The sequence below is a fragment of the Pseudomonas sp. CFII68 genome (genome assembly GCF_000416195.1).
Classification (GTDB): Bacteria; Pseudomonadota; Gammaproteobacteria; order Pseudomonadales; family Pseudomonadaceae; genus Aquipseudomonas; species Aquipseudomonas kilonensis.
The window spans coordinates 21,690-46,106 of record NZ_ATLN01000124.1 but is presented as its reverse complement, the minus strand read 5'-3'; the positions used below and the strand labels follow the sequence as shown (position 1 = coordinate 46,106).

General features: G+C 61.3%; 13 protein-coding genes and 3 pseudogenes. 6 read left to right on the top strand and 10 right to left on the bottom strand.

The window, feature by feature from the left end; genetic code table 11:
• Window positions 1–38 precede the first annotated feature (38 nt).
• Entirely contained in the window at window positions 39–1,121 is a 1,083-nt protein-coding gene (locus CFII68_RS02720) for a fatty acid desaturase (protein WP_018613231.1), read from the top strand.
• Window positions 1,122–1,330: 209 nt separating this feature from the next.
• Here the strand turns inward: CFII68_RS02720 and CFII68_RS28310 are convergent.
• Together CFII68_RS28310 and CFII68_RS28035 are read right to left on the bottom strand one after the other, a co-directional pair.
• Window positions 1,331–1,432: pseudogene (locus CFII68_RS28310) on the bottom strand (hypothetical protein); the annotation flags it as partial.
• A pseudogene (locus CFII68_RS28035) lies at window positions 1,418–1,616 on the bottom strand (RNA polymerase subunit sigma); the annotation flags it as partial. The pseudogenes CFII68_RS28310 and CFII68_RS28035, both read right to left, overlap by 15 nt.
• Before the next feature lie 254 nt (window positions 1,617–1,870).
• Here CFII68_RS28035 and CFII68_RS02725 point away from each other — a divergent pair.
• On the top strand, window positions 1,871–3,751 hold the full coding sequence (locus tag CFII68_RS02725) for a methyl-accepting chemotaxis protein (RefSeq protein WP_018613227.1): 1,881 nt from the start codon (window positions 1,871–1,873) through the stop codon (window positions 3,749–3,751).
• A 234-nt stretch (window positions 3,752–3,985) separates the two neighbouring features.
• Here the strand turns inward: CFII68_RS02725 and CFII68_RS02730 are convergent, their stop codons facing one another.
• The 5 genes from CFII68_RS02730 to CFII68_RS02750 all read right to left on the bottom strand — a co-directional run bounded on the left by CFII68_RS02730 (window position 3,986) and on the right by CFII68_RS02750 (window position 11,115).
• Window positions 3,986–4,450, bottom strand: a complete 465-nt coding sequence (locus CFII68_RS02730) for an SRPBCC family protein (protein ID WP_018613225.1) — start codon at window positions 4,448–4,450, stop codon at window positions 3,986–3,988.
• A gap of 32 nt (window positions 4,451–4,482) precedes the next feature.
• Window positions 4,483–8,022: a non-ribosomal peptide synthetase gene (locus CFII68_RS02735; protein ID WP_018613222.1), complete on the bottom strand. Its 3,540-nt coding sequence runs from the start codon at window positions 8,020–8,022 to the stop codon at window positions 4,483–4,485.
• Between the two features lie 10 nt (window positions 8,023–8,032).
• The gene (locus CFII68_RS02740) at window positions 8,033–8,965 is read right to left on the bottom strand and encodes a diiron oxygenase (RefSeq protein ID WP_018613220.1); all 933 of its coding nucleotides are present in this window, start codon (window positions 8,963–8,965) and stop codon (window positions 8,033–8,035) included.
• Complete coding sequence (locus CFII68_RS02745; protein ID WP_033062914.1) at window positions 8,962–9,738, bottom strand: DUF3050 domain-containing protein; 777 nt, start codon at window positions 9,736–9,738, stop codon at window positions 8,962–8,964. Before CFII68_RS02745 ends, CFII68_RS02740 begins: the two co-directional genes overlap by 4 nt.
• 684 nt (window positions 9,739–10,422) lie before the next feature.
• Complete coding sequence (locus CFII68_RS02750; RefSeq protein ID WP_018613216.1) at window positions 10,423–11,115, bottom strand: GntR family transcriptional regulator; 693 nt, start codon at window positions 11,113–11,115, stop codon at window positions 10,423–10,425.
• 269 nt (window positions 11,116–11,384) lie between these two features.
• Here CFII68_RS02750 and lapG point away from each other — a divergent pair, with 269 nt between their 5' ends.
• The 3 genes from lapG to CFII68_RS02765 all read left to right on the top strand — a co-directional run bounded on the left by lapG (window position 11,385) and on the right by CFII68_RS02765 (window position 15,634).
• The gene (lapG, locus tag CFII68_RS02755) at window positions 11,385–12,008 is read left to right on the top strand and encodes a cysteine protease LapG (RefSeq protein ID WP_371103558.1); all 624 of its coding nucleotides are present in this window, start codon (window positions 11,385–11,387) and stop codon (window positions 12,006–12,008) included.
• Window positions 12,009–12,022: 14 nt separating this feature from the next.
• Window positions 12,023–13,969: a cyclic di-GMP receptor LapD gene (gene lapD, locus CFII68_RS02760; protein WP_018613212.1), complete on the top strand. Its 1,947-nt coding sequence runs from the start codon at window positions 12,023–12,025 to the stop codon at window positions 13,967–13,969.
• A gap of 1,293 nt (window positions 13,970–15,262) precedes the next feature.
• Window positions 15,263–15,634 (top strand): DUF6124 family protein, encoded by a 372-nt coding sequence (locus CFII68_RS02765; RefSeq protein WP_018613210.1) that lies wholly within the window; start codon window positions 15,263–15,265, stop codon window positions 15,632–15,634.
• A 308-nt stretch (window positions 15,635–15,942) separates the two neighbouring features.
• Here CFII68_RS02765 and CFII68_RS02770 read toward each other — a convergent pair whose 3' ends face one another.
• The 3 genes and pseudogenes from CFII68_RS02770 to CFII68_RS27605 all read right to left on the bottom strand — a co-directional run bounded on the left by CFII68_RS02770 (window position 15,943) and on the right by CFII68_RS27605 (window position 23,041).
• Window positions 15,943–16,281: a hypothetical protein gene (locus CFII68_RS02770; RefSeq protein WP_014335964.1), complete on the bottom strand. Its 339-nt coding sequence runs from the start codon at window positions 16,279–16,281 to the stop codon at window positions 15,943–15,945.
• Between the two features lie 141 nt (window positions 16,282–16,422).
• Window positions 16,423–22,718: pseudogene (locus tag CFII68_RS0126245) on the bottom strand (LapA family giant adhesin); the annotation flags it as partial.
• A gap of 179 nt (window positions 22,719–22,897) precedes the next feature.
• Window positions 22,898–23,041, bottom strand: a complete 144-nt coding sequence (locus CFII68_RS27605) for a hypothetical protein (RefSeq protein WP_018613208.1) — start codon at window positions 23,039–23,041, stop codon at window positions 22,898–22,900.
• Here CFII68_RS27605 and CFII68_RS02775 point away from each other — a divergent pair.
• Window positions 23,040–24,389 carry a TolC family outer membrane protein gene (locus CFII68_RS02775; RefSeq protein ID WP_018613206.1) on the top strand — a complete coding sequence of 450 codons (1,350 nt, stop codon included), beginning with the start codon at window positions 23,040–23,042 and terminating at the stop codon, window positions 24,387–24,389. The genes CFII68_RS27605 and CFII68_RS02775 overlap by 2 nt on opposite strands.
• The last annotated feature ends 28 nt before the right edge of the window (window positions 24,390–24,417 follow it).

Below are 24,417 nucleotides of genomic sequence, written 5' to 3'. Positions count from 1 at the left end.
CGGCAGGATGAGCACATCTCTAACAGAGGATGTAAGCCATGCACGGCACTTGCGCAAGCCCCGAGCGATTGAATGCACAACAACGATCGGCCCAGATTCGCCAGGTGGTCCTGGCCCGGGGCGAAGAATTGCGCCAGCGCTATCCGATCCTGCGTCACCAGGACGCGTTGGGCGCGGGCATCCTGGCGGTCGCCCTGGTCGGGATGATCGGTTCGGCGCTGCTCTACATCAACGGTTACCTGGCCGGGTGGGCGTGCCTGTTGCTCAACGCGTTTTTCGCGTCCCTGACCCACGAGCTGGAACACGACCTGATCCACAGCATGTATTTTCGCAAGCAGCGCCTGCCCCACAACCTGATGATGGGTTTGGTCTGGCTGGCGCGGCCGAGCACCATCAACCCGTGGATCCGCCGCCACCTGCACCTCAACCATCACAAGGTGTCCGGCAGCGAAGCCGACATGGAGGAGCGGGCCATCACCAACGGCGAACCCTGGGGGCTGGCGCGGTTGCTGATGGTCGGCGATAACGTGATGTCGGCCTTCATCCGCCTGCTGCGGGCCAAGACCTGGACGCACAAGCGCAGCATTCTCAAGCGCACGCTGAAGGTGTATTTCCCGCTGGCGTTGCTGCATTGGGGCGCCTGGTATGTGTTTCTCGGTTTTCATGGGGCCAACGGCATCGCCAGTCTGCTGGGGACTTCAATTGACTGGTCGGCCACCACACTGGCGACGATGCAGGTAATCGACATCGCCGCGGTGGTGATCATCGGGCCGAACGTGTTGCGCACCTTTTGCCTGCATTTTGTCAGCTCGAACATGCACTACTACGGCGACATCGAGCCGGGCAATGTGATCCAGCAGACCCAGGTGCTCAACCCTTGGTGGTTGTGGCCGTTGCAGGCGTTCTGCTTCAACTTCGGCAGCAGCCATGGCATTCATCATTTCGTGGTGAAGGAGCCGTTCTACATTCGCCAACTGACGGTGCCGGTGGCCCACCAAGTGATGCGGGAGATGGGTGTGCGGTTCAATGATTTCGGTACGTTTGGCCGGGCGAATCGGTTTGTGCGGGAAGAGGGTGTGGTGCGGGAGGAAACTCCCGCCGGGCCTGCAGGAGCTGTGTAGGAGCTGACGAGTGCAACGAGGCTGCGATCTTTCCACAGCCAATTGAGTCCCGAGCGAAAGATCAAGATCAAAAGATCGCAGGCTTCGCCAGCTCCTACAGAGCCCAGCGGGAGCAAGCTCCCTCGCCACAGAGAATGAGTTAAGGCCGGGAACAGGTTAGAACTGATAGCTCACCGTCACCGAGGCATCGGCCCAGCTGTAGCCGACATATAGTCGGCCCCCATCAGCACGGTGTGCTTGGTCGCGCCGGTAAAAAATTCGGCTTGCAGCATGTTGTCGACGATGAAGGCATGGAGCTTTTCTTCGGCACCAGGGGTTTCGGCGTCCGGCAGGTGAGCTATGGTTTTGAGGTAGGCGCGTTCGATTTCTTCTCGCCACTAATGGTCGATGGTCCGCGGCATCGGCGGCGTTGCCCAGGCGGGTGCGCAGCCAAGTATTGAGCCCGCCGTGATGACGGCTGTAGAGCGCCTGTACTGCAAGCTCGGGAGATGACATGGACGCAACGGCCTGGATGTCACAAATGATCATGGGTCGCACTGTCATCAGCCGTCGGCGAATTTGCAACCACCGTTCGCCCGCTGTGTCCTCTCGTCGGCTATTTCTTCTATTCCCTAATTATTTGTACAGGTTTGCCGACAGACTTGTACGTGTGCACCAAAGTGGAGCGAATTGATAACCGCTCGCACTGTTACATAGAACGTTGCAAACCTGGAATGCACTCCCCACTCCTTGCATAAGAAGCCTCAACAATGAATCTAAAGTTCAGCCACAAAATCCTTCTTGCCGCCTCTGGTGTGGTGGTCCTGGCTTTTGCCCTGTTCACGCTCTACAACGATTATTTGCAGCGCAACACCATCGGCAGCAGCCTTGAGTCGTCCATCGAGCAATCCGGCGACCTGACGGCCAGCAGCATCCAGAACTGGATGAGTGGCCGGATACTGGTGCTGGAAAACCTGGCACAAAACATCGCGCACCAGGGTGCTGCTGCCGATCTGCCAGGGCTGGTCGATCAGCCAGCGCTGACGTCGAACTTCCAGTTCACTTATGTGGGCCAGGCCAACGGTGTCTTCACCCAACGTCCGGACGCCAAAATGCCTGACGGCTACGACCCGCGTCAGCGCCCTTGGTACAAACAGGCGGTGACCGCCGATAAAGCCATGCTGACCCCGCCTTATCTGGCGGCGGTGGGTGGCCTGGTGGTGACGGTTGCCCTGCCGGTGAAGCATAAGGGCGAACTGCTCGGCGTGGTGGGCGGCGACCTGAGCCTGGAAACCCTGGTGAAAATCATCAACTCCGTGGACTTCGGTGGTATCGGCCATGCGTTCCTGGTCAGCGGCGACGGCCAGGTGATCGTCAGCCCGGATAAAGACCAGGTGATGAAGAACCTCAAGGACATCTACCCCGGTACCCCAGTGCGTATTGGCAAGGGTATCCAGAACGTTGAGCTGAACGGACAGGACCGTATCCTTTCGTTCACTCCAGTGACTGGCTTGCCGAACGCCGAGTGGTACATCGGCCTGTCGATCGACAAGGCCAAGGCCTACGCGCCGTTGAGCCAGTTCCGTACGTCTGCGCTGATTGCGATGTTTGTCGCGGTGGCGGCCATTGCGTTGCTGCTGAGCCTGCTGATCCAGGTACTGATGCGTCCGTTGACCACCATGGGCCGCGCCATGCAGGACATCGCCCAGGGCGAAGGCGACCTGACCCGGCGCCTGGTGGTGCAGGGCAAGGATGAGTTTGCGGTGCTGGGTGGTTCGTTCAACCAGTTCGTGGAGCGGATTCACGCGTCGATCTCGGAAGTGTCTTCCGCCACTCGCCAGGTGCATGACCTGTCGCAGCGGGTGATGACCTCGTCCAATGCGTCGCTCGTCGGCTCGGATGAGCAGAGCGCCCGCACCAACAGCGTGGCTGCGGCCATCAACGAGTTGGGCGCCGCGACCCAGGAAATCGCCCGCAATGCCGCCGATGCCTCGCAGCATGCCAGCGGTGCCAGCGAACAGGCCGATGACGGTCGCCAAGTGGTGGAAAAAACCATCCAGGCCATGACTGAGTTGTCGCAGAAGATCAGCCTTTCGTGCACCCAGATCGAAACCCTGAACGCCAGCACCGACAACATCGGCCACATCCTGGACGTGATCAAGGGCATCTCCCAGCAAACCAACCTGCTGGCGCTGAACGCGGCCATCGAAGCGGCTCGTGCCGGTGAAGCCGGCCGTGGTTTTGCAGTGGTGGCCGATGAAGTGCGCAACCTGGCGCACCGCACCCAGGAGTCGGCGGAAGAAATCCACAAGATGATCACCTCGCTGCAGGTCGGCTCTCGTGAAGCGGTGACCACGATGAACGCCAGCCAGACCTCCAGCGAAGAAAGCGTGGAAGTGGCCAACCAGGCCGGCCTGCGACTGGTCAGCGTGACGCAGCGTATCGGTGAGATCGACGGCATGAACCAGTCGGTGGCCGCTGCGACCGAAGAACAGACCGCGGTGGTTGAAACCCTCAACATGGACGTCAGCCACATCAACCTGCTGAACCAGCAAAGCGTCGCCAACCTCAATGAAACCTTGAAGGATTGCGATGCCTTGTCGCAACAGGCCAACCGGTTGAAGCAACTGGTGGACAGCTTCAAGATCTGACCCAGTCCCCTGTGGCGAGGGAGCAAGCTCCCTCGCCACGGGTGCAGGGTTGTCTGGGCTGACGCTTTCGCGAGCAGGCTCGCTCCCACAGAGGTTCGGCGGTGAGCCTGGATCTTGGGTTCACTCCACTCAGTGTGGGAGCGAGCTTGCTCGCGATGGCGTCAGTACAGCCGACTTCTTCATTGACTGACCCACCGCTTTCGCGAGCAAGCCCGCTCCCACAAGGGGGGGCGCTTACTTGAACATCCCTTGCACATTCCCCATCGCCTCATCGGCGAAGCCCTGGAGGAAATCCCTGAAGCCCGACGGCGTGTGGGCGTCGGTGTGGTCGGCGATGATGGTCCAAGTGGCGCGGCAGCGGTTGTCCGCCAAGGGTTCGACGCGCATGGCCGCCCACAGGTTATCGATGCCCAGGGTGTTGTAGATCAGCGTCCAGGTCATGTGCATGGCCTGGTCGTCACGGCTGTTGAGCTGTTCCACCACCAGGTTCTGCCCATCGCGGAAAAATTTCTTGCGCAGGGACCTCACGCCCTCGCCGGTCATTTCGATGTGTTCCAGCGCCGGGATGAAACGGTTGAAGCCGCCAAAATCACCCACCACGTCCCAGACGCGCGCCGCGTCGGCCGCGACCTCCACCGAGGTTTCGACCTGGCAGGCTTGAGGGTTTTTGATCAGGGTGTCGGGTTGAAATGCACTCATGGTCTTGCTCCTTGCTTTGGGTTGAGGGTGTTTCAGATGAAGTCGATGGCCTTGAGGTACTCGGCGCCGCGACGCAGCAGGGCCGGGGATTTTTCCGGGTAGCTGGCGCCCATCTGCCGCACGCCGGCGCGGGCGTTGTCATGGCTGATCAGTGAGATGTCGCCGATGTCTTCTTCGAAGCCGTTGAGATAGAAACCCAGCACGCCAAACAACGCGTTGTCGGCATCGACCCGAGCCAATTGCCGTTGCCACTCGGCGACGCTGACCAGCGAAAATTCCCGGCCGCTGTCGCGGAACGACGCGACATAAGCGTCCCAGCTCAAAGGCTGTGGGTTGTGCAGGTTGAACACCGCTTGCGTCGGCTGGTAACGGCTGGCGTGGAAGGCGATGAAACGGGCCAGGAAATCCACCGGCATCAGGTCGAAGTTGAGTGACAGCTCCGGCACCTGACCGAGCTGGATCGAGCCCTTGAGCATCAACATCAAGCGATTTTTGTGGGGCTGGCAGACCCCGGTCAGGCTGTTGAAACTGATGTTGCCGGGACGGAACAGATTGACCCACACCCCCCGATCCCGGGCCCGTTGCAGGATCCGTTCACCGACCCATTTGGACAGGTTGTAGCCGTTCTTGATGTAGATCGGCGGCGTCTCGGCGGCAGGCTGTTCCAGCACCTGGCCGTCGGCGTCCAGGGCACTGGAGGCGGAAAGCGTGGAGACGAAGTTGAAGATCTTCTTGCTGCGCCCTTCACACAGGCGCAGGCATTCGAAGATCGGCTCCACGTTGTCCCGCGCCAGGGACTCGTAGTCGAGCACATGGTTGACGTGGGCAGCGTTGTGCACCAGCGCGCCGAAGGTGCGGTCGATGCGGGCGTAGACGTCGTCTGGCAGACCCAATTGCGGTTGGGTGATGTCGGCGGCGTACACACTGACGCGGTCCAGGTCCAGGTGGGTCAGGTGATTGTCCTGGAGGGCCTGGGAGAAGCGCTCGGCCGCGCTGTGTTCAGCGCTCGCACGCACCAGGCACGCGACTTCGGTGGCGCCCCAGGCCAGCAGTGCCTCGACGATGTGCACCCCGAGAAAACTGTTGGCGCCGGTCACCACCACCTTGTGCACATCGCCGCATTGGCTGATGGGCAGCGGATCGAGGTTGAGTTCGGCCTCGGCATCGATGAAGGCCTGGGGGCTGAGGATCGATGCACTGTTTTGATCAGGATCGTCCAGCAACTTGGCCAAGGTCATCAGCGTCGGCGCTTCGATAAAGCGGTTGATCGACAGGCTGCGACCGAACGTCTGGCGGATGCTCAACAACAGTCGCGACAGCAGGATCGAATGCCCGCCGAGGTTGAAGAAGCTTTCGTCGGTGGCGATGTCTTCGACCGGCAGTTCAAGCAGCTCGGCCCACAGTTGCTGCAATTGTGTCTCGAGGGCGTTCTGCGGCTGCCGGCGCTGGCCGTCGACCTGTACCTGCACCGCCATGGCGAGCAAGGCCCGGCGATCGACCTTGCCGTTGCTGGTGTACGGCAGGCTCGGCAACTCGACGTAAGCGGCCGGGTGCATGTAGCTGGGCAAGCTGTTCTGCACATGTTCGCGCAACGCCTGGAGGGCGTCACCGGAGTGCTCGGGATGAACCAGGAACGCCAGGATTCGCCGCCGCTCATCGACCCCCACTGCCACTTGGCGAAACAACTGGCTATCGCGCAGGCAGTGCTCGATTTCCTCGGGCTCGACCCGAAAACCGCGGATCTTCACCTGGTTATCGCGCCGGCCACACAATTCGATGCCGTTGTCGGTCCACTGGCCGATATCGCCCGTGCGATAGACCCGCAGCGCTTGCCCGGTGGGCAGCGCCAGGTCGAGGTAGCGCGTCGCGGTCAGCGTCGGGTCGTTCAGATAACCCAGGCCGACGCCCGGGCCGGCGATGTACAGCTCGCCGGGGACACCTTGGGGAACCGGTTGCAACTGTTCGTCCAGGATCAGCACCCGGCCATTGGCGATGGGCACGCCGAGGTTGCGGTTGTTGTCGCCGACGCCGAACTGTCGTGTGGTCGCCAGCACCGTGGTTTCGGTGGGGCCGTAGATGTTGTGGAACCGGCATTGTGGCGCGAGCTGTTCGATCACGAACGGCTCGCAGACGTCGCCCCCGGTGATCAGGTGCGCCAGGCCCAGCGGCGCATCCAGGGGCATGACGCTCAGCAGCGCAGGCGGCAGAAAGGCGTGGCTGATGTGCTGCTGGTGAATCAACGCGACCAGTTGCTGCGGATCGCGGCGCTGGTCTTCGCTGGGCACCACCAGCAGGGCGCCGTGGATGAAGGTCGGGAGGATATCCAGCAGCGACGCATCAAAGTTGATGGTGGAAAACTGCAACGCCCGGCTGTCGCGCTGCAACCCGACGTAGTCGCCGTACCAGGCACAGAAGTGACTGAGGTTGCGGTGGCTGAGCAACACGCCCTTGGGCTGGCCGGTGGTGCCAGAGGTGTAGATCGCCACGGCCGGTGCGTCGCTGTCCACCGTGCGGCGGATCAACGAAGCCGGGATGCCTGGCGTGGGCGCTGGCAGTTGCTGGACATTGAGCGTTGGCAATGCCAGGTCGCCCAAGTCGCTGTCGCCGTCGTGCAGCAGCAGGTCCGCCTGGGCATTTTCCAGGATGAAGCGCCGACGTTGCGCCGGATGCTGCGGGTCCAGCGGCAGGTACACCGCCCCACAGCCCAGCACCGCCAGGATCGCCGCATACAGGTGCGCGGACTTGGGCAGGCAGACACCGATCACCTTGGGGGAGGAAGGCCTGTGGGAGGAAGGCTTGCCCCCGATGAACGATGACGCGGTTTGCTTGAGAGCGTCGGTGTCTTCATCGCGGGCAAGCCTTGCTCCCACAGGTTCTCCAGCAGCTCCTTTCTCATGTTCTGCTCGGTGCAGTATTTCCAGCATCGGTTGCTGCAACCTCAGCGCCAGGCGGCGCAAGGATTTGTAGTCGATGAGTTGTCCATCGACCCACAGGGCCGGTTGCGTCGCGTCGTCGAGCATGCGCTGTTCGATGCTGTGCATCACCGGCACGTTGGCGGCGGCCAGCAGCCAGGGCACCGACGGCCGATTGAGGCCGTGCTCGAACGCCAGCGGCTCCAGGGCATCGAGCCCGAGCAGGGGCTGCTCGACAGCGTCAGCGTGCACCGTTGGCCAGTGATCGAAGCAAGTGTCATCCCGGGATAACTGGCTGACCAGCCGTGCCCCGGTCTCGACCACCGTCGCCAGGGTACGCAACCGCAGGGACTGACCGTTGCCATCGCATTGTGGCGCAATCACCTCCTGGCACAGCAGCCGCTGCGCGCCGTCGTGGAACATCACCACCGGTTGCGGCAATACTTCGCCGGGTAGCGTGCGCAGCACCACGCGCACTTGGAGGCATGCGCGGGCTTCAACGGCAGGCGGTGTCGTACCGTCGTCGATCAACAGATCGACCGCGCCGTGGCCGGCCGGCGATTGCCAATCCACCACACCGTGACCGTGCAGCTCCAGTTCCCGGGCCAGTTCGGCCATGGCCTGGCTGGTGCCAGGCACTGCAATTTCGAGGCGTTTCATCGAAAGGTCCTCATGGAGTCAGGTAATCAGCGAGGGCGTCGCGTACGCAGGGGGACGCGAGCATCGAGCTGCTGCGGAAAAAGCGCGTGATGTTGCCCACCAACGGGTGAAAACGATTGATGGGGTAGGCCAGCGCACTGGCGTCTTCACGCAGCGACTGGCGTACCGATTCGTCGACGGGCAGGTGCGCGATCAGCTCGAAATCGAACGCTTGCTGCAGGTCGCTCGTCAGGTACTGGACGATGAACCCGGGCATCAAGCGTGCAATCGCCGCGCGGTCCTCTTCGGGCGCGGTGCGCCAGTAGATCTGTACCAGTCGCGTCCAGAAACCGGAGTGCCGGCCCTCATCGAGCAAGTGATCGGCCATCAGCCCCTTGATCGAGGCCTTGACCGAGTCGTCCCGGGCGAAGGCCGCCACTTCGTTGGTCACGGTGTTCTCGGCGATGGCGATGCAGATCAGCTCCACGGCGCTGAGCAGATGTTCCGGCGCCTGGGCCAGGGTTGCCGGTATCGCGCGGCTGAGTTCGATCTGCCCAGGCAACGGGATCGGTGCGATGCCGGTCATGTCGATGGTCTGCTGCATGAAGTCCATCGCCACCAGCGCGTGATAATCCTCGTCCACCACCACGGTCATCGCGTCGTAGCGGCAGGCGAATGGGAATTCGATGCCGAAGCGGTTCTTGGCGATGCGGCGGGCGGTGTGGTCCACCAGTTCGGTCTCGAAAATCACCACGTCGTTGATGAACTTGTAGAGGCTCTGCACCAGCACAAAGTCGCGCAATTGCGGACAGTGGCTGAGGAAGGTCTGGCTGTGCACCAGCGGCTGGCGGCTCATGGGAAAGATCAGCTTGTCGTCGTCTTCGACCCGGCGCCGTGGCCGGGTACGGATCGTCGCGCGGCTTTCCCAGGCGTCGGCGAAGGATTGGTATTCGACGGCGTTCATGGCGTCACCTGTGCAACCGGCTGGGCCATGCTCTGGCGCAAGCCGTCCCACAAGGCTGCGCGGCTGTGGACAGCGGCGAGCGCGGCGGCCAGTACCTCGGTTTCGCGTTGCGGGTCGCCATCGATCAGCCGGGCCAACAACTTTTCTGCCGCCGGGCCATGGTCTTCGGAATCGACTTCGATGTGCCGCTGCAGGTAATAACGAAAGGTCGGCGCCTGGTCCAGGCCAATGCCCCAAGCGTCGAGCATGCGCTGGAACATCTGCGGGATGACACTCTCGCGACCGTGCACGAAGGCGGCGGCCACGCTGTGGGCCGGGGCGTGCAGGGCGGTGTGCAAGGTCTGGCGGACGAACCGTGCCGCCGCCGGTTCGACATCGACACTGTCCAGCGCAGTCTCGGGGCTGACGCCTTCCTGTTGCAGGGTGATGAATTGCTCGATCGCGCGGGTATCGGCACCGATTTCCCGCATGGCGTCCAGGTACAGTTCGAAATGGCTGCAATAGCCTGCGCCGGGGCGGTCATCCGACTCTTCCCCCAGCACGATTTCATTGATCAAGCGTGCCGCGTGCGGGTCGGCCGGCGGCAGCCAGGGCAGGTGGACACAAGTGAGCTCGCGTTGCAGCCGCTTGGTCAGCGACATGAAGTCCCAGACGGCAAAGACATGGCTTTCCATAAAGCGGCGTAACAGATCGATTGATGTAATCTCGGAAAAAACAGGGTGTTGGCCAAGTTCGTGTTTTTTCAAAGATAGTTGTTCTTTGGATGGCTGCATCGGAACGTCCTCATCAATGATGTTTTGTCCGGAAGGCTGCTCGTTATTTAATTAAGTCGAGCGGGTGCCTGAACCGGAGTCCATGAATTGCCCAAGGGGCTTAAGTATTCTCTTTTAATCGTAATTTCGGCTTTTGGTGCCAGTGTTTGCTGGGCTTGTCGCAAGTCGAAAGGGCCGCAAGTAACGCGGCGAATAAAAACTAATACACCGAGCAAGTAAGTGGCAAGTATCTTTTTTAATTATTTGAAGTTGTGTTTTTATTGGGCGCAAAGAGGGATTTTAAAACTTATTGAATAAGTTTTATTGGGGCGAAGAAGCTCCTTCCGATTTAGGGGGATCAGAATCGAATAGTTCGAGTGAATGCCTCACTCGGAGCACTTCAGGAATCGGGGAATAAGGAAGTTTTATGTTATGGGCGGGACGTCGGTCGGACATCCGATCATCCCGCCGGTTGGACGACGCTCCTTGCGTATTGGCTTCGATTCGTCTGGCCTCAGCCAGGCGTTGACTTCTTCAGGTCTGTTTTGAATCGACAAGCGCAAGAGTGAGCCCAAATCGATGGCAGTGCCATTGAACTGATGGGGCGACAAGTCGCGGCCACGGCCAGGCCGCGCCGCGCAGGCGACAAGTGAGTCGGAAGGATATGTAAGAAGTTTTTACGCCGGCCTGACCGCCGAGGTGGGATCAAAGCTTCGACGACTGTTCCAGATAGCGGCGCATGGTGACAGAGGCTTTTTCCAGGTGCCGTTCCAGCAATACGACGGCTTTATCGATGTCCTTGGCACGCGCGGCCTCGAGCAGCGCGCGATGATCGTCCTGGCTCAACTTGCCCAGCCCCATGGATGACAGATGAAAGCGCAGGAAGCGCTCTTCTTCATTGAGCTCGCGCTCGATCAGGTCCAGCAGCTTGCTGTTGGGTGCCTTGTGATAAAGCGACATGTGGAACAGCCGGTTGAGCTTGCCGATCTGGGCGTGTTCGGTTTCCGTTTCCAGCTGTTCGATGTACTGGGCGGCCATTGTCAGGTCGTTGTCATCGAGCAGCGGGATGGACAGGCGCAAGGCGAACGATTCCAGGACCGAGCGCAGGGCGTAGGTTTCTACCGCATTGTTGGTGATCAACGGCGCCACCACGGCGCCCTTGTGCTGAACCACATTGAGCAGTGACTGCGCTTCGAGCTGGCGCAGTGCCTCGCGCACCGGCATGCGGCTCACGCCGAACAGGTCGGCCAGTTCCTGCTGGCGCAGGGCGGTGCCGCAAGGCAGACGTCCATCAAGGATGGCCTCGCGCAGAGACTCTTCGATAATCGAGCGTGCCTGGTCAGCCGGGATGGGCCCGTTGACCTGGATAGTGCTAAGCGGTTTGGGCTTCTGTGTCACGACAACACCTGACTGGTAGTAACGAAAATTGGATCCAAGCCAACGTTAGTTACAGATTGCCAAGCCGTCAAAATCTCGCGGCCCCAGTTCCTGAACTAAAGTTTAGTCTGCTTATGGTGATTGCAACCTGCCATTGTCTTTTACCGGGCCAGGCTTCACCATCCAACGAATTTCCAACGGCCCTTTTCGGACGTATTCCCTTGGCTGCACCTTTCCCTGTCCTCAGGTCCTTGCGCTGGCTGTGTTCGGCATTGTTGCTGGCCGGCCTGATGCTGGGTGGCTTGCACGCCGACTGGGACTTTGCGCAGATCAGCCGGCGGGCGCAAGCGTTATATGGGTCGCTGGGCGAAGGACAGCAACGGATCGACGCATGGCAGCAATTGCTGGCGACCCAGAAACAGATCCCGGAACTGGAACAGCTCAAGGTGGTGAACCTGTTTTTCAACAAACAGGTGCGCTACGTGGAAGACATCGACCTGTGGCGCGAGGTCGACTACTGGGAGACCCCGATCCAGGCCCTGTGGAAGGGCGCCGGCGATTGTGAAGACTACGCCATCGCCAAGTATTTCAGCCTGCGTCATCTCGGGGTCTCCAGTGACAAGCTGCGCATCACCTACGTCAAGGCCTTGCGGCAGAACCGTGCGCACATGGTGCTCACCTATTACGCCACGCCCGAGGCGATGCCGCTGGTGCTCGACAGCCTGATCGACGGCATCCTGCCGGCCAGCCAGCGAACCGACTTGCTCCCGGTCTACTCTTTCAATGCCGAAGGGCTGTGGCTGCCGGGCGCCAAGGGCAACAAGAAAGTGGGTGACACCAAGCGCCTGTCCCGGTGGCAGGATGTGTTGAAGAAAATGCAGGCCGAAGGTTTTCCGGTCGAGACGACTAACTAGGAGCGCGCGCTCAGATGTCCTTGTTCAAACAGCTGTTGATCGCTATCTGTCTGTTCCTGGTGGTTGCCTTCAGCGGCAGCTTCATGGTCAGCCTGGAGAGCTCGCGGGCCCAGTACGTCAACCAGTTGCGCTCCCATGCCCAGGACGCGGCCACGGCGCTGGCGCTGTCGTTGACGCCGAACATCGACGACCCGGCGATGGTGGAGCTGATGGTCAGCTCGATCTTCGACAGTGGCTACTACGCAACCATCCGCGTGGTCGACGTGGCCACCGACAAGACCCTGGTCGAGCGCACCGGCACGCCGGACGCCGGCAGCGTGCCGCAATGGTTCGTCAAGCTGATCGGCCTGGAACCGGCCGGAGGCGATGCCATCGTCAGTCGCGGCTGGGAACAGGCGGCGCGGGTTGAAGTGGTCAGCCACCCGATGTTCGCCCTCGCCAAGCTGTGGCAGAGCGCGTTGGGCAGCCTGGGTTGGCTTTTGCTGTGTGGCGCCGTGAGCGCGGTGCTGGGGGCCTTGCTGCTGCGTCGCCAGCTCAAGCCGCTGGACTACATGGTGCATCAGTCCCATGCCATCGCCCGTCGCGAGTTCCTGAGCCTGCCGGAGCTGCCGCGCACGCCTGAACTGCGCCGCGTGGTGCAGGCGATGAACCAGATGGTCGAGAAGCTCAAGGCGCTGTTCCAGGAACAGGCCGAGCGCAGCGAGAAACTGCGGGTCGAATCCTACCAGGACAACCTCACGGGCCTGGCCAACCGGCGCTATTTCGAAATGCAGCTCAATGCCCGGGTGAGCAACCCGGAGCAGGCCAGCTCCGGTTATCTGCTGTTGTTGCGGGTCAAGGACCTGGCCGGTTTGAACCAGCGGTTGGGCGGGCAGCGCACCGACCAGTTGCTCCAGGCGGTGGGTGAGCAATTGCTGCGTGAATGCGCGCGGTATCCGGAAACCCACAACCTGGTCACGCGCATTCGCGGCGGGGAATTCGCGGTGCTGGCACCTGGGCTGGTGCGCGAGGAAGCGCTGCAACTGGCGCAGAATCTTGAGGCTGCATTGGCGAGCCTGCATGCGACCGGCGCGACGGATGTGGCGTCGGTGGCCTCCATCGGGCTGGCGCCGTTCGCCCATGGCGACTCGCCGCAAGCGGTGCTCCAGCTCGGCGACCAGGCCCTGGCCCAGGCCGAAAGCCAGGGCGAACCGGGTTGGGCCTGCCTGGACCACAGCGCGTCGGCCAGTGTCGGTGATGATCACCATGCCTGGCACAATTTGCTTGATCAGGCGCTGAGTCATCAGCGTTTCGAGTTGTATTTCCAGCCGGTGGTGGCTGCCCAGGACACCCAGGTGGTGCTGCATTACAAAGTGCTGTCGCGGCTGTTGGACGAGCAGGGCCAGACGATCCCCGCCGGGCGGTTCCTGCCTTGGTTGGAGCGCTTTGGCTGGACCGCGCGCCTGGACCGCTTGATGCTTGAACAGGTGCTCAAGCAGATGGCCGGGCATGAGCAGTCCCTGGCGTTGAACCTGTCTTCGGCGACCTTGGCCGATCCGCAGGCGCTGAACAAGGTCTTTGAAATCCTGCGGGCGCATTCCAACCTTGGGTCGCGCCTGACCCTGGAGATTGGTGAAGAGCAACTGCCGGAGCAAGCGGTGCTGGAGCAGTTGACCCGGCGTCTGCGTGAGTTGGGCTTCTCCTTGAGCCTGCAGCGTTTTGGTGGGCGATTCAGCATGATTGGCAACTTGTCGCGGTTGGGGTTGGCTTACCTGAAGATCGATGGCAGCTATATTCGTGCGATTGATCAGGAGAGCGATAAGCGCTTGTTCATCGAGGCGATTCAGCGGGCGGCTCACAGTATTGACCTGCCGTTGATTGCTGAGCGGGTTGAGACGGAGGGGGAGTTGGCGGTGATTCGGGAGATGGGGTTGTTTGGGGTTCAGGGGCAGTTGGTGGGTGAGCCTAAGCGCTGGGGGTGAGGCGGTCTTTTATCCTTCTGACTGAGTACATATCCGTTTCTGCGGTAACGGCGGCTTATGGTTCCGCTCTTACAGCGGGTCACTTTCGAAAAGCGCGAAAGTAACCAAAGCGCTTCTGCCCCACCACTCGGTGCCTCGCCTAGGCTCGGCATGCCCTCACTCCGGCATTGCTCCGTGGGCCCGCCGCGAAGGGCCATCCATGGCCCAGCGCGGCTATCCCGGCATCCATGCCGGGATGCCCACTCCACAATGCCTGCGTTCGGCCAGCGTGGTTAACGGGGCGCCGAGATCAACGTCCACCGCGAGGCGGCCTAGTAGCCGACCTGGCTCTCCCGGTCGTACATCCGTCAGATCTGTTTGAGCAGGACCTGTGGGAGCAAAGCTTGCTCGCGAGGCGGCCTGATAGCCGACCTGATTCTTTCGGCCGTACTTCGATCCTATTGTGGGAGCGAGCCTGCTCGCGAAGGCGGCGGCACATTCAGCATTAGTGCAAGCAGACCCACCGCCATCGCGAGCAAGCTTGGCTCCCACAGGGACCGGCGGTGGACACTGATCTTATAAACGACCAAAAACCTATGTGGGAGCGAGCTTGCTCGCGATAGCGGTGGTTCAGTCACATGGATGCTGGGCTTGCCGGCCTCTTCGCGAGCAAGCCCGCTCCCACAGGAGGAACGCGGTCATCCAGAGCCAGGTCGGCTATCAGGCCGCCTCGGAGAGGACGTTGATCTCGGCGCCCCATTAACCACGCTGGCCGAACGCAGGCATTGCGCAGTGGGCACCTCGGCATGGATGCCGAGGTAGCCGCGCTGGGCCATGGATGGCCCTTCGCGGCGGCCCACGGAGCAATGCCGGAGTGAGGGCATGCCGAGCCTAAGCGAGGCACCAAGTGGTGGGGCAGAAGCGTTTTGGTTACTTTTGCGCTTTTCAAAAGTGACCCGCCGTCAGGGCGGAACCCTAAGTGGCCGTTACCGCAGAAACGGATATACACCCCCCTCTAAAAGTAAGGTCCTAGGAGATTTCCTTCGAGTTGTAGCGAACTTGGTGAACTTGTCGGGCGTCTGCCTCGTGGCTAGTCTGGGGTTGTCACTGAAAAAAACGGTGACACTGGCGTGCAAGCCGGTTAAAAGACGACGCGCAAGCGCTTTATGGCGGTTGTGCGTGGGAGATTTCTTCGTGAGAAGGATTCTGCCGGGGTTCCGTCTGCCCGGTCTTGCACACCTGCGTACAACTGCCACCTCATTTGCGTGCAAGCGAAGGGTGTCGGTTCCACTTCTACAGATGGAGCTTCACGACATGTTCAAAGTAACTCCGAATCCGCCAGAAAACTCTGGCAACAACTCCAGCAAATCCTCTAAATCAAAAAAACTCGACGAAGCCGCCGAACGCGTCCTCGACTACTACCTCAATCCCAAACCCACCGACGAAGCCTCGGGAAAAACCCAAACCGCCCAGCTTTTCATGGTTTCCCCAGACATCGACACCGAAACCCTCCTGGCCAATGCCTCCGAAGACCTGCTGTCCATCAGCGCCATCGCCGCCGACCTGGCTGACGACGTCGACGGCTCACGCCGCAGCGTAATCCTGGCGATCAGCCGAATGGCCGATGGGGTGCATCTGTTGGTGGAGCGGGCGATGGATCGGCTGGAGGTTCAAGCGGCGGGCTGACAGGCCTGCGGTGAATTGACGATTGTCATCGCGAGCAAGCTCGCTCCCACACTGGATCTGTGTCGAACCGAAATATCGAAATCAACACCGATCAACTGTGGGAGCGAGCTTGCTCGCGATGGCGTCCGCCCAGACAACCCAGAACCTGTGGCGAGGGGATTTATCCCCGCTGGGCTGCGCAGCAGCCCTAAACACCAGCCGCCTCGGTGTGTCAGGCAGTTCACCTTTAAGCATCTGGGGCTGCTGCGCAGCCCAGCGGGGATAAATCCCCTCGCCACAGGGTTTTGTGTGCTGCTCGAGGTGGGAGCCTAGATCAACCCTTTCTCATCATCATCGATCAATCGGCTCAACCCACCCAGGGCTTCCCGGGCCTGGTTGCGGTCCATCAGCTTGGCCTGGGCCGCCGGTGGCAGGTCGGTGACGCGGATGACGCCTTTGCTGGTCAGCACCTGGATCAAGTCATCGAGTACCCGGATCATCTCGAGGTCGCTTTGCTTGAGCTGCTTGAGGCTGTTTTCCACCGCCTGGTTGGCGAACCAGTCCTGGATCTCGTGGTTGTCGGCCGGCAAGGTTTCGGTGGCCTCGGCGTAAGCGGTGGCTTCTACGCGCACCAGCAGGCCTTGTGCATCGCGTTGCACATAAAACATCGGGCATCCCTCATGTATGAAGCGGCGTCATGCTGGGCAGCATAGGCCAACTGTGGGGGAGTATGGAGGGTGGAGACGAAATCGTCATCCTGGGAGCAGCCATGCACGACCGCCCTGTGAAGGGCGGCCGTGAGGGCCCGGTCAGCTGTTGTTGTGATCGACCTTGATGGTCGGGTCGCTGCCGGCGATCAACGAGTTCAGGTTCACGTTCGACCAGTTGTTGCCTTCGAGCTTGATCGTCACATCCGGCGTTGCTGCGGCACCGTTGGCCGCATTGAACTGGCCGGAAGTGCTGACCTGCAGTGACGACACGCCATCGACCGTGCTGATTTTCAGGAAGTGGTCGATGGTGCTGCCGGTTTCGCCCTGCAATAGATCCCGCAGGTCGATCCGGTCACCTTCGCTGGCCTTGAAGTCCTTGATCACGTCGGTGCCGGTGTCGCCGGACTTCCAGACAAAGGTATCGCCGCCCAGGCCACCGATCAGGGTGTCATTGCCCTGGCCGCCGATCAGTGTGTCGTTACCCGTGCCACCCAGCAGGATGTCATTGCCCTTGCCACCGTTGAGCGTGTCGTTGCCGCCCTGGCCGAAAATGATGTCGTTGCCGGCGCCGCCCAGCAGGGTGTCATTGCCATCGTGGGCACCGGACACATCGAACGCGGTGTAGTGTTCGGTGATGTACTGGTGCACGTTGCTGGTGGTCACCTTGCTGACGTCCACGCCGTTCTGTTGAGCAACGAAGGCCTGGATGGCCTGGTAGCCCTCGCCAGCAACGCCGTTGAAGCTCACCAGGTCGCCGAACAGGATGTCGTTGCCGTTGCCGCCATTGACCGTGTCGGAACCCGGCAGGGTCGCTTCGGTGTGGCCGATGATCGAGTTGGCCAGGTTGTTCGGGTCGATGTTGGTCTGCGGCGTCGAGTCCGAATCGTAGGGCTTGAGGTCGTTCAGGGTCACATCGCTGTTCAGGCCGATGGCTTCGACGGTGCTCAAGCCTTTGAGCAGTGTGAAGCTGTCGGTCGAGCCCGTCGCCGAATCGACATAGTTCCAGTAATCGCCATAACCGGTGCCGCCCTGGTTCGACAATTCAAAGGTGCCATTGCCCTCGGCGTGCACCGTGCCGACATAACTGTCGTTCCAGTTCTTTCCGATTTTGGTCGACAGGTACATCTGGCCGTTTTCGTAGATGGTGTACTTGTGCGTGCCGTCGATCGTCTGGGTGTAGTACTTACCGACGGTGTAATTGGATGCGCTCAGTACGTCATCGAGTTTGACGCTGCCGTACAGGGTTGGGTTGGGCTGTTCGCCGGTCTGGTAGTAAGTCGGCTTACCGTCGGTAATGAAATACGTCAGGTTCTTCGCCCCGGTATTGTTCAGGGCGTCGGTACTCTTGAAGAAGTTCGCCGTGGTCTTGAACACGTCTTCGTAGTTGGTACCGCCACCGGACACCATCGAGTCGAGCACACCCTTGAGCAGGGTCAAGGCGTCCGGGTTGTTGAGGTTGACCGAGATCGACTTGTTCACCTGGCTATCGAAGTCTGCCAGGAAAATATTCACCGTCCCGGAGTTGCTGCCCAGGCTCTGCTTGAGGGTGTTGAACACCGAGGTCAGCGAGGCCTTGGCCGCGGCGATGGACGAGTCGCTCATGCTGCCGGAGCTGTCGACCATGAAGGCGATGTTGTAGTTGACGCCCGGCACTACGGTCAGCCCGCCAATGTCGGCGACGACGATGTCGTTGCCGTCGGTGCCGGTGACGTTGTCACTGCCCGCCGTGGCGGTGATGGCGTTGTAGGTCGCCGGGTGCACGGTGACTGGGATCTGCGCCGTGGTGGTCGCCGATCCTCCGAGGGCTTCGGTGGAGGTGGAGGTCACGGTCAGATTGAGCTGGCCGTTGTAATAGGCCGGCGGCGTCAGGGTCAGGCTGCCCAGGTTCCAGCCACTGACCGATGCTTCGCCGTTGCTGCCCACGGTCGCGAAGTGGCCCGCGCCGTCGCTCAGCACACTCCCTTCCGGCATGCCGCCAATCTTCACGCTCAGGCTTTCGGAGCCGTCGGTGTCGGTCAGGGCGGTGGTGATTTTCGACAGGTGCACGCTGGTGCCTTCGGCGCCTTCGTTGAGCTTGAAGCCGTCGTAGTAGCCTTCGCCGTTGGTGCCGTGCAGGTCGGAGACGGTCACGCCAGCATTCGCCAGGTCGGTCACGCCGGTGTAGAGCGGCACGCCGGCACTGCTCAGGTCTACAGGCGTGCTGCCGTTGACCGACAGGTTCACGTCATAGCTGCCCGGGCCGGTCTGGTTGTGGTGGTAGATGTCCAGGGTGTAGTAGCCGCTGGTGGTCGGCGTGAACGAACCGTTCAACTGGCCGCCCGCACCCCACGTGGTTGCCGCGGCGGTTTTACCGCCGATGGTGACCAGCAGGCTGTCATCGCCCGTGCCGCTGAAGGTATAGGTCTTGCCGGCCTCGAGGAAAATCAGGCCCGAGGTTTTCGATGCAGTGCCCGGGTTGACGTTGCTGTCGGACTGCACGTTGGTCACGTTGGTGCTGCTGTTCGGCGTGCCGGCGGCATCGATCACCGACTTGAGCGTGCCGGAGGCCGCGCCGCTGCCATCGGTGCCCAGGCCCGACAGACCGGTCCAGACTTCCTTGATCAAACCGGTGGAGGTCACGTTGTTGCCGGCCACGTTGAGGCTCGGTGCGTCGGCGACTGGGGTGATGTCGATCTTCACGGTGCCGGTATTGCCCAGCACCTGGCCGTCGGTTGGCTGGAATTTGACCTGTGCGTAGTCGGCCTGGTTGTTGCCCATGCTGCTGCCAACATAACCATTGGCGCCGGATTCGTTGGCGTCCGGAGTGAAGCGCAGCTTGCCGGCGTCGATGTCAGCCTTGGTGAAGGTCTGGTTGTTGGCCACGTCTTTCCAAGTTGCGCCGTCCAGATACTGCAACTTGCCATCGGCCGGCAGCTCGGTGATTTTCACACCCAGACTGGTGGCGGAATTGTCCACGTCGCTGACGCCGAACGTCGACCAGCCGAGGACCAGTGACGTGTCTTCGGTACCGGTCACCGCGCCACCGGTGGCCACTGGCGCATCGTTGATCCCGACCACGTTCACGGTGGTGGTGGCGGTGTTGGAGTAGCTCGCGCCGTCGGTCACCGTCACGGTGATGATGCGCGGTACGGTGCTCGGATCTTCGCTGTTGTTGATGAAGCTGATGTTCTTGATCTGCTGCATGTAGTCGGCCAGCGTTGCATTGCCTGTCAGCGTCAGGACGACTTTGCCGTCGGTGCTGTTGGCGTTGATGCTGATGCCGTTGACGCTATTGCCTAGGTTCAGATGATCGCCAGGCTGACGGTTGGTCAGCACGATGGTCGCGCCGGTCAGCATGGTGCTGTCCGGGTCAGTGATGCTCAGGTCGGTGTCGGCGATGGACACGCCCGGGCCGGTGGTGCCTTCGGTGAAGGTCACCTGGTAATCGGCACCGGTCTTGCCGCTGGAGTTGTTGGCGTCCAGGTCGAGTACCGGTGGCGCATCGTTGTCGATGATCGAGGTGCTGACGCTGCCGTTGGTGCCGCTGACCGCCAGGTGCTCGAAGTTGCCACCGGTGGCCGAGTCGATCTTGACCACGAAGTTTTCGGTGCCTTCGGTGATCTTGTCGTCCAGCGTTGCCACGTTGAAGGTGGCGCTGGTGGCGTTGGCCGGGATCTTCACGGTGTAGACACCGGTGAAGTCCGTGCCGTCGGCGGCGGTGCCGCTGTAGACGATCTTGAGCGTCACTTCGGTTTGTGCCGGGTTCGTCAGGCTGACGGTATAGGTGGCCGCCTGGCCTTCGGTGACCGACGTGCTGCCGGTGATGCTGACGGTGGTGTTGTCGATGGTGTCGGTAACGTCAGTCACCGCCGGCGTGGTGCTCGGAACCAGGGTCTCGTCACGGTGCCGGTGGTGGCGCCTGCAGCGATGTTGATGACGGCGCCGTTGCTCAGAGTCACGGTCACTGGCGAGCCGGCGGCGTTGGTCAGGGTGGCGGTGTAAACAATCGAGCCGCCTTCGGCCACTTCGGTAGACGCGGACAGGCTCAGGCCAGTGGTGTCCACCGAATCGGTAATCGTGGTGACCGCAGGCGTAGTGCTCGGCACCAGGTTCTCAAAGTTGCCACCCGTCGCACCCGTGATGGTGGTGCTGACAGTGCTGCCGTTGTTATAGACGTCATTAGCCGGTGTCTCGACGTTGACGGTGCCAGTAGTCTGGCCTGCAGCGATGTTGATCACCGCGCCGTTGCTCAAGGTCACCGTCACCGGCGTCTGAGCCGGGTTGGTCAGCGTCGCGGTGTAAACAATCGAACCGCCTTCGGTGATGGTGTTGCTGGCTGTCAGAGTCAGGCCAGTGGTGTCCGCCGAATCAGTAATCGTGGTAACCGCAGGCGCCGTGCTCGGCACCAGGTTTTCGAAGTTGCCGCCCGTTGCACCAGTAATGGTGGTGCTGACCGTACTGCCGTTGTTGTAGACGTCATTGGCCGGCGTCTCGACATTGACGGTGCCGGTAGTCTGGCCGGCGGCGATGGTGATGACCGAGCCATTGCTCAAGGTCACGGTCACCGGCGTCTGGGCCGGGTTGGTCAGCGTCGCGGTGTAGGTGATCTGACCGCCTTCGGTGATGGTTTCGCTGGCGCTCAGTGTCAGGCCGGTGGTGTCGGTCGAATCGGTAATCGTAGTAACGGCAGGTGCGGTGCTCGGCACCAGATTCTCAAAGTTGCCACCCGTCGCACCGGTAATGGTGGTGCTGACCGTACTGCCGTTGCTGTAGACGTCGTTGGCTGGCGTCTCGACGTTGACGGTGCCGGTAGTCTGGCCGGCAGCGATGGTGATGACCGAGCCGTTGCTCAAGGTCACCGTCACCGGCGTCTGGGCCGGGTTGGTCAGCGTCGCGGTGTAAACAATCGAACCGCCTTCGGTGATGGTGTTGCTGGCCGTCAGGGTCAGGCCAGTGGTATCCGCCGAATCAGTAATCGTGGTGACCGCAGGCGCAGTGCTCGGGACCAGGTTTTCGAAGTTACCGCCGGTTGCGCCGGTAATCGTAGTACTGACGGTGCTGCCGTTGTTGTAGACGTCGTTGGCTGGCGTCTCGACGTTAACGGTGCCAGTAGTCTGGCCGGCAGCGATGGTGATGACCGAGCCGTTGCTCAAGGTCACCGTCACCGGCGTCTGAGCCGGGTTGGTCAGCGTCGCGGTGTAAACAATCGAACCGCCTTCGGTGATGGTGTTGCTGGCCGTCAGGGTCAGGCCAGTGGTGTCCGCCGAATCAGTAATCGTGGTAACCGCAGGCGCCGTGCTCGGCACCAGGTTTTCGAAGTTGCCGCCCGTTGCACCAGTAATGGTGGTGCTGACCGTACTGCCGTTGTTGTAGACGTCATTGGCCGGCGTCTCGACATTGACGGTGCCGGTAGTCTGGCCGGCGGCGATGGTGATGACCGAGCCATTGCTCAAGGTCACGGTCACCGGCGTCTGGGCCGGGTTGGTCAGGGTGGCGGTGTAGGTGATCTGGCCGCCTTCGGTGACGGTATTGCTCGCGCTCAGGGTGACGGTGGTGGTGTCGATGGTGTCGGTGATCTGGGTCACGGCCGGCGTGGTGGGTACGGTCACGGCAATGCCAGTGCCACCGGTGGTGCCAGTGACGGTCACACTGATCTGGCTCGGGTCGTTGTAGACCGTGTCATTCGGCGCGAGTGGAACGTTGACGCTGCCGGTCAGCTGACCAGCCGGGATCACGATGACCGCGCCGTTGGACAAGGTCACGGTCAGGTTGGTCTGCGGGGCCTGGGTCACGGTCGCGGTGTAGACCAACACGCCGCCGGCCTCGGTCAGGGTCGGCGTGGCGCTCAGGGTCATCGTCGCATTGAGCACGGCGTTGGCGGTCGTATCGGCCGTGGTATCGCCACCCAGGATGTTGTCATCGGTGGCGGCAGCCGCAGCGAGGCCTTCCGTTGGGAAACCGATGGTAGGGTCGACGCTACCAGCGGTGGCATCCAGCACCACAAAACTGTGGCCGCCACCGGCGGCACCACCCGTGCCCGCGGCAGTGGCGCCGGCGGCGGTGGCTTCCAGGGCGGTCGTCGGGTCGACGCCCGCGGCGATGGCTTGCTGCAACTCTTCTACCGACGGCGCGGCCTGGGCAGTGGCTTGTGCCAGGTCGGTGGAAGAGTCCGGGGCATTGGCGCTCCACTGGGTGTCGCGGCCCAGGTCCAGGGTGCGGCCATCGGCCAGATCCAATGTGACGGCGCCGGACGGGCCAGTGTCCAACTGGTCGCCCGTGTACAGGCGATCACCTTCAATGAGTACGCGTCGGATGCCTTCTGGGGATACGACGAAAACCTGACCAACAATGCTTTTGACAACGGCAATAACACTGCTCATTGAAGACTCTCCGGGTGCCACGCTCAGTAGACTTCCATGGACCCGGCAGCTTGTAGGCAGCAGCGGTCTGGACGTACATGTTCACAAAGTAAGGTTATTTGACGCTTCCGTATGTCAATATTTTGGCTGTTTTTTTCAATTATTTTGTTTGTGCCAAACTATTGACCTTCTGCCGGCCATCCTAAACAATTGCCGAGGTAATGTCACATTGATATTTAAGCGGCGACCTGTTCTTTCAGTGCGTGTTCCAGCTCCTGTTTTGAACTTTCCGACATACGGTCATTCCGGTTGCCATCATCCGATGCAGCGCCACGTTTCGCTGTGATCCAAGACAAGTGTTTCAGGAAGAAATCCACCATGCGTCTGCACCTGTTCAAGGCTTTACCCTTTGCCCTCGCCGCCAGTTTCGTACAAGCACAAACCTTGCCGCAGGCCATGCAACAGGCGCTGGATGTCCATCCTGAAATCCAGGCCGGCGTGAACAGCCGCTTCGCGGCGGATTACCAGCTCAAGGCGGCCAAGGGCGGCTACCTGCCTAGAGTGGACCTTGCAGCCGGATACGGCCGTGAAGGCACCGACAGCGTCACCACCCGGTCGGGCGGTACCAATCATTGGGAAACCCTGAACCGCAGCGAGTCGAGCCTGCGCCTGTCGCAAATGGTTTTTGACGGTTTTGCGACGTCCAGCGAAGTGGGGCGTCAACAAGCCACCGTCAATGCCCGTGCCTACTCGTTGCTGGACGCCTCCGAGCGTACCGGGTTGACGGTGGCGCAGGTCTACCTGGACGTGCTGACCCGTCGCGAGTTCGTGCGTCTGGCCGAGGAAAACCTCAAGAGCCACGAGCGCATCTTCGACCAGATCAAACTGCGCACTTCCCGTGGCGTGGGCAGTGGCGCTGACCTGGACCAGGCCGAAGCGCGCATGGCCCAGGCCCGCAATAACCTGATCACCGAACAAACCAACCTGGCCGATGCCGAGACCAACTACCTCAGCGCCGTCGGCCAACTGCCCGATCAACTGGAGCGTCCTGCCGATTTTCTGGCGTTGCTGCCGGCCAACCTGACCGAAGCCCGCGCCCAGATGCTGGAGAACAGCCCGGTGCTGCGTTCGGCCGAAGCCGACATCGCCGCGTCCGAGCAACAGTACGAAGCTGCCAAGTCGAGCTTCTACCCACGCTTCGACGCCGAGCTGGGCCGCACCGCCGACAACGACCTGGACGGCCAGAACGGCCATAACAATGAATGGCAAGCCATGCTGCGCATGCGTTTCAACCTGTATGCCGGCGGCAGCAACAAGGCGGACCTGGAATCCAAGTCGTACCTGTCCAACCAGGCCCTGGATATCCGCAACAACGCGCTGCGCCAGCTCAATGAAGAGCTGGGCCTGGCCTGGAACGCCTTGAACAACGCCAACGCCCAAGTGCCGATCGCCCAGCAATACGTAGACCGCAGCGCCAATGTGCGCACCGCCTACCAGAAGCAGTTCAGCCTCGGCGAGCGGACCCTGCTCGACTTGCTCGACAGCGAAAACGAGCTGTTCAGCGCTTCCCGACGCCTGGCGGAAATCAAGAACGTGCAATTGTTCACCCAATACCGTATCAAGGCAACCATGGGCCAACTGTTGAAAAGCCAGGGTGTGGTCGCACCGTTGGCATCGGTTGTGCAGAGCGACGTGAAACCCAAGGTCCAGTTGCCTGGGATGAATTGAGTTTACCACCCGTTTTAATCAGTCAGAG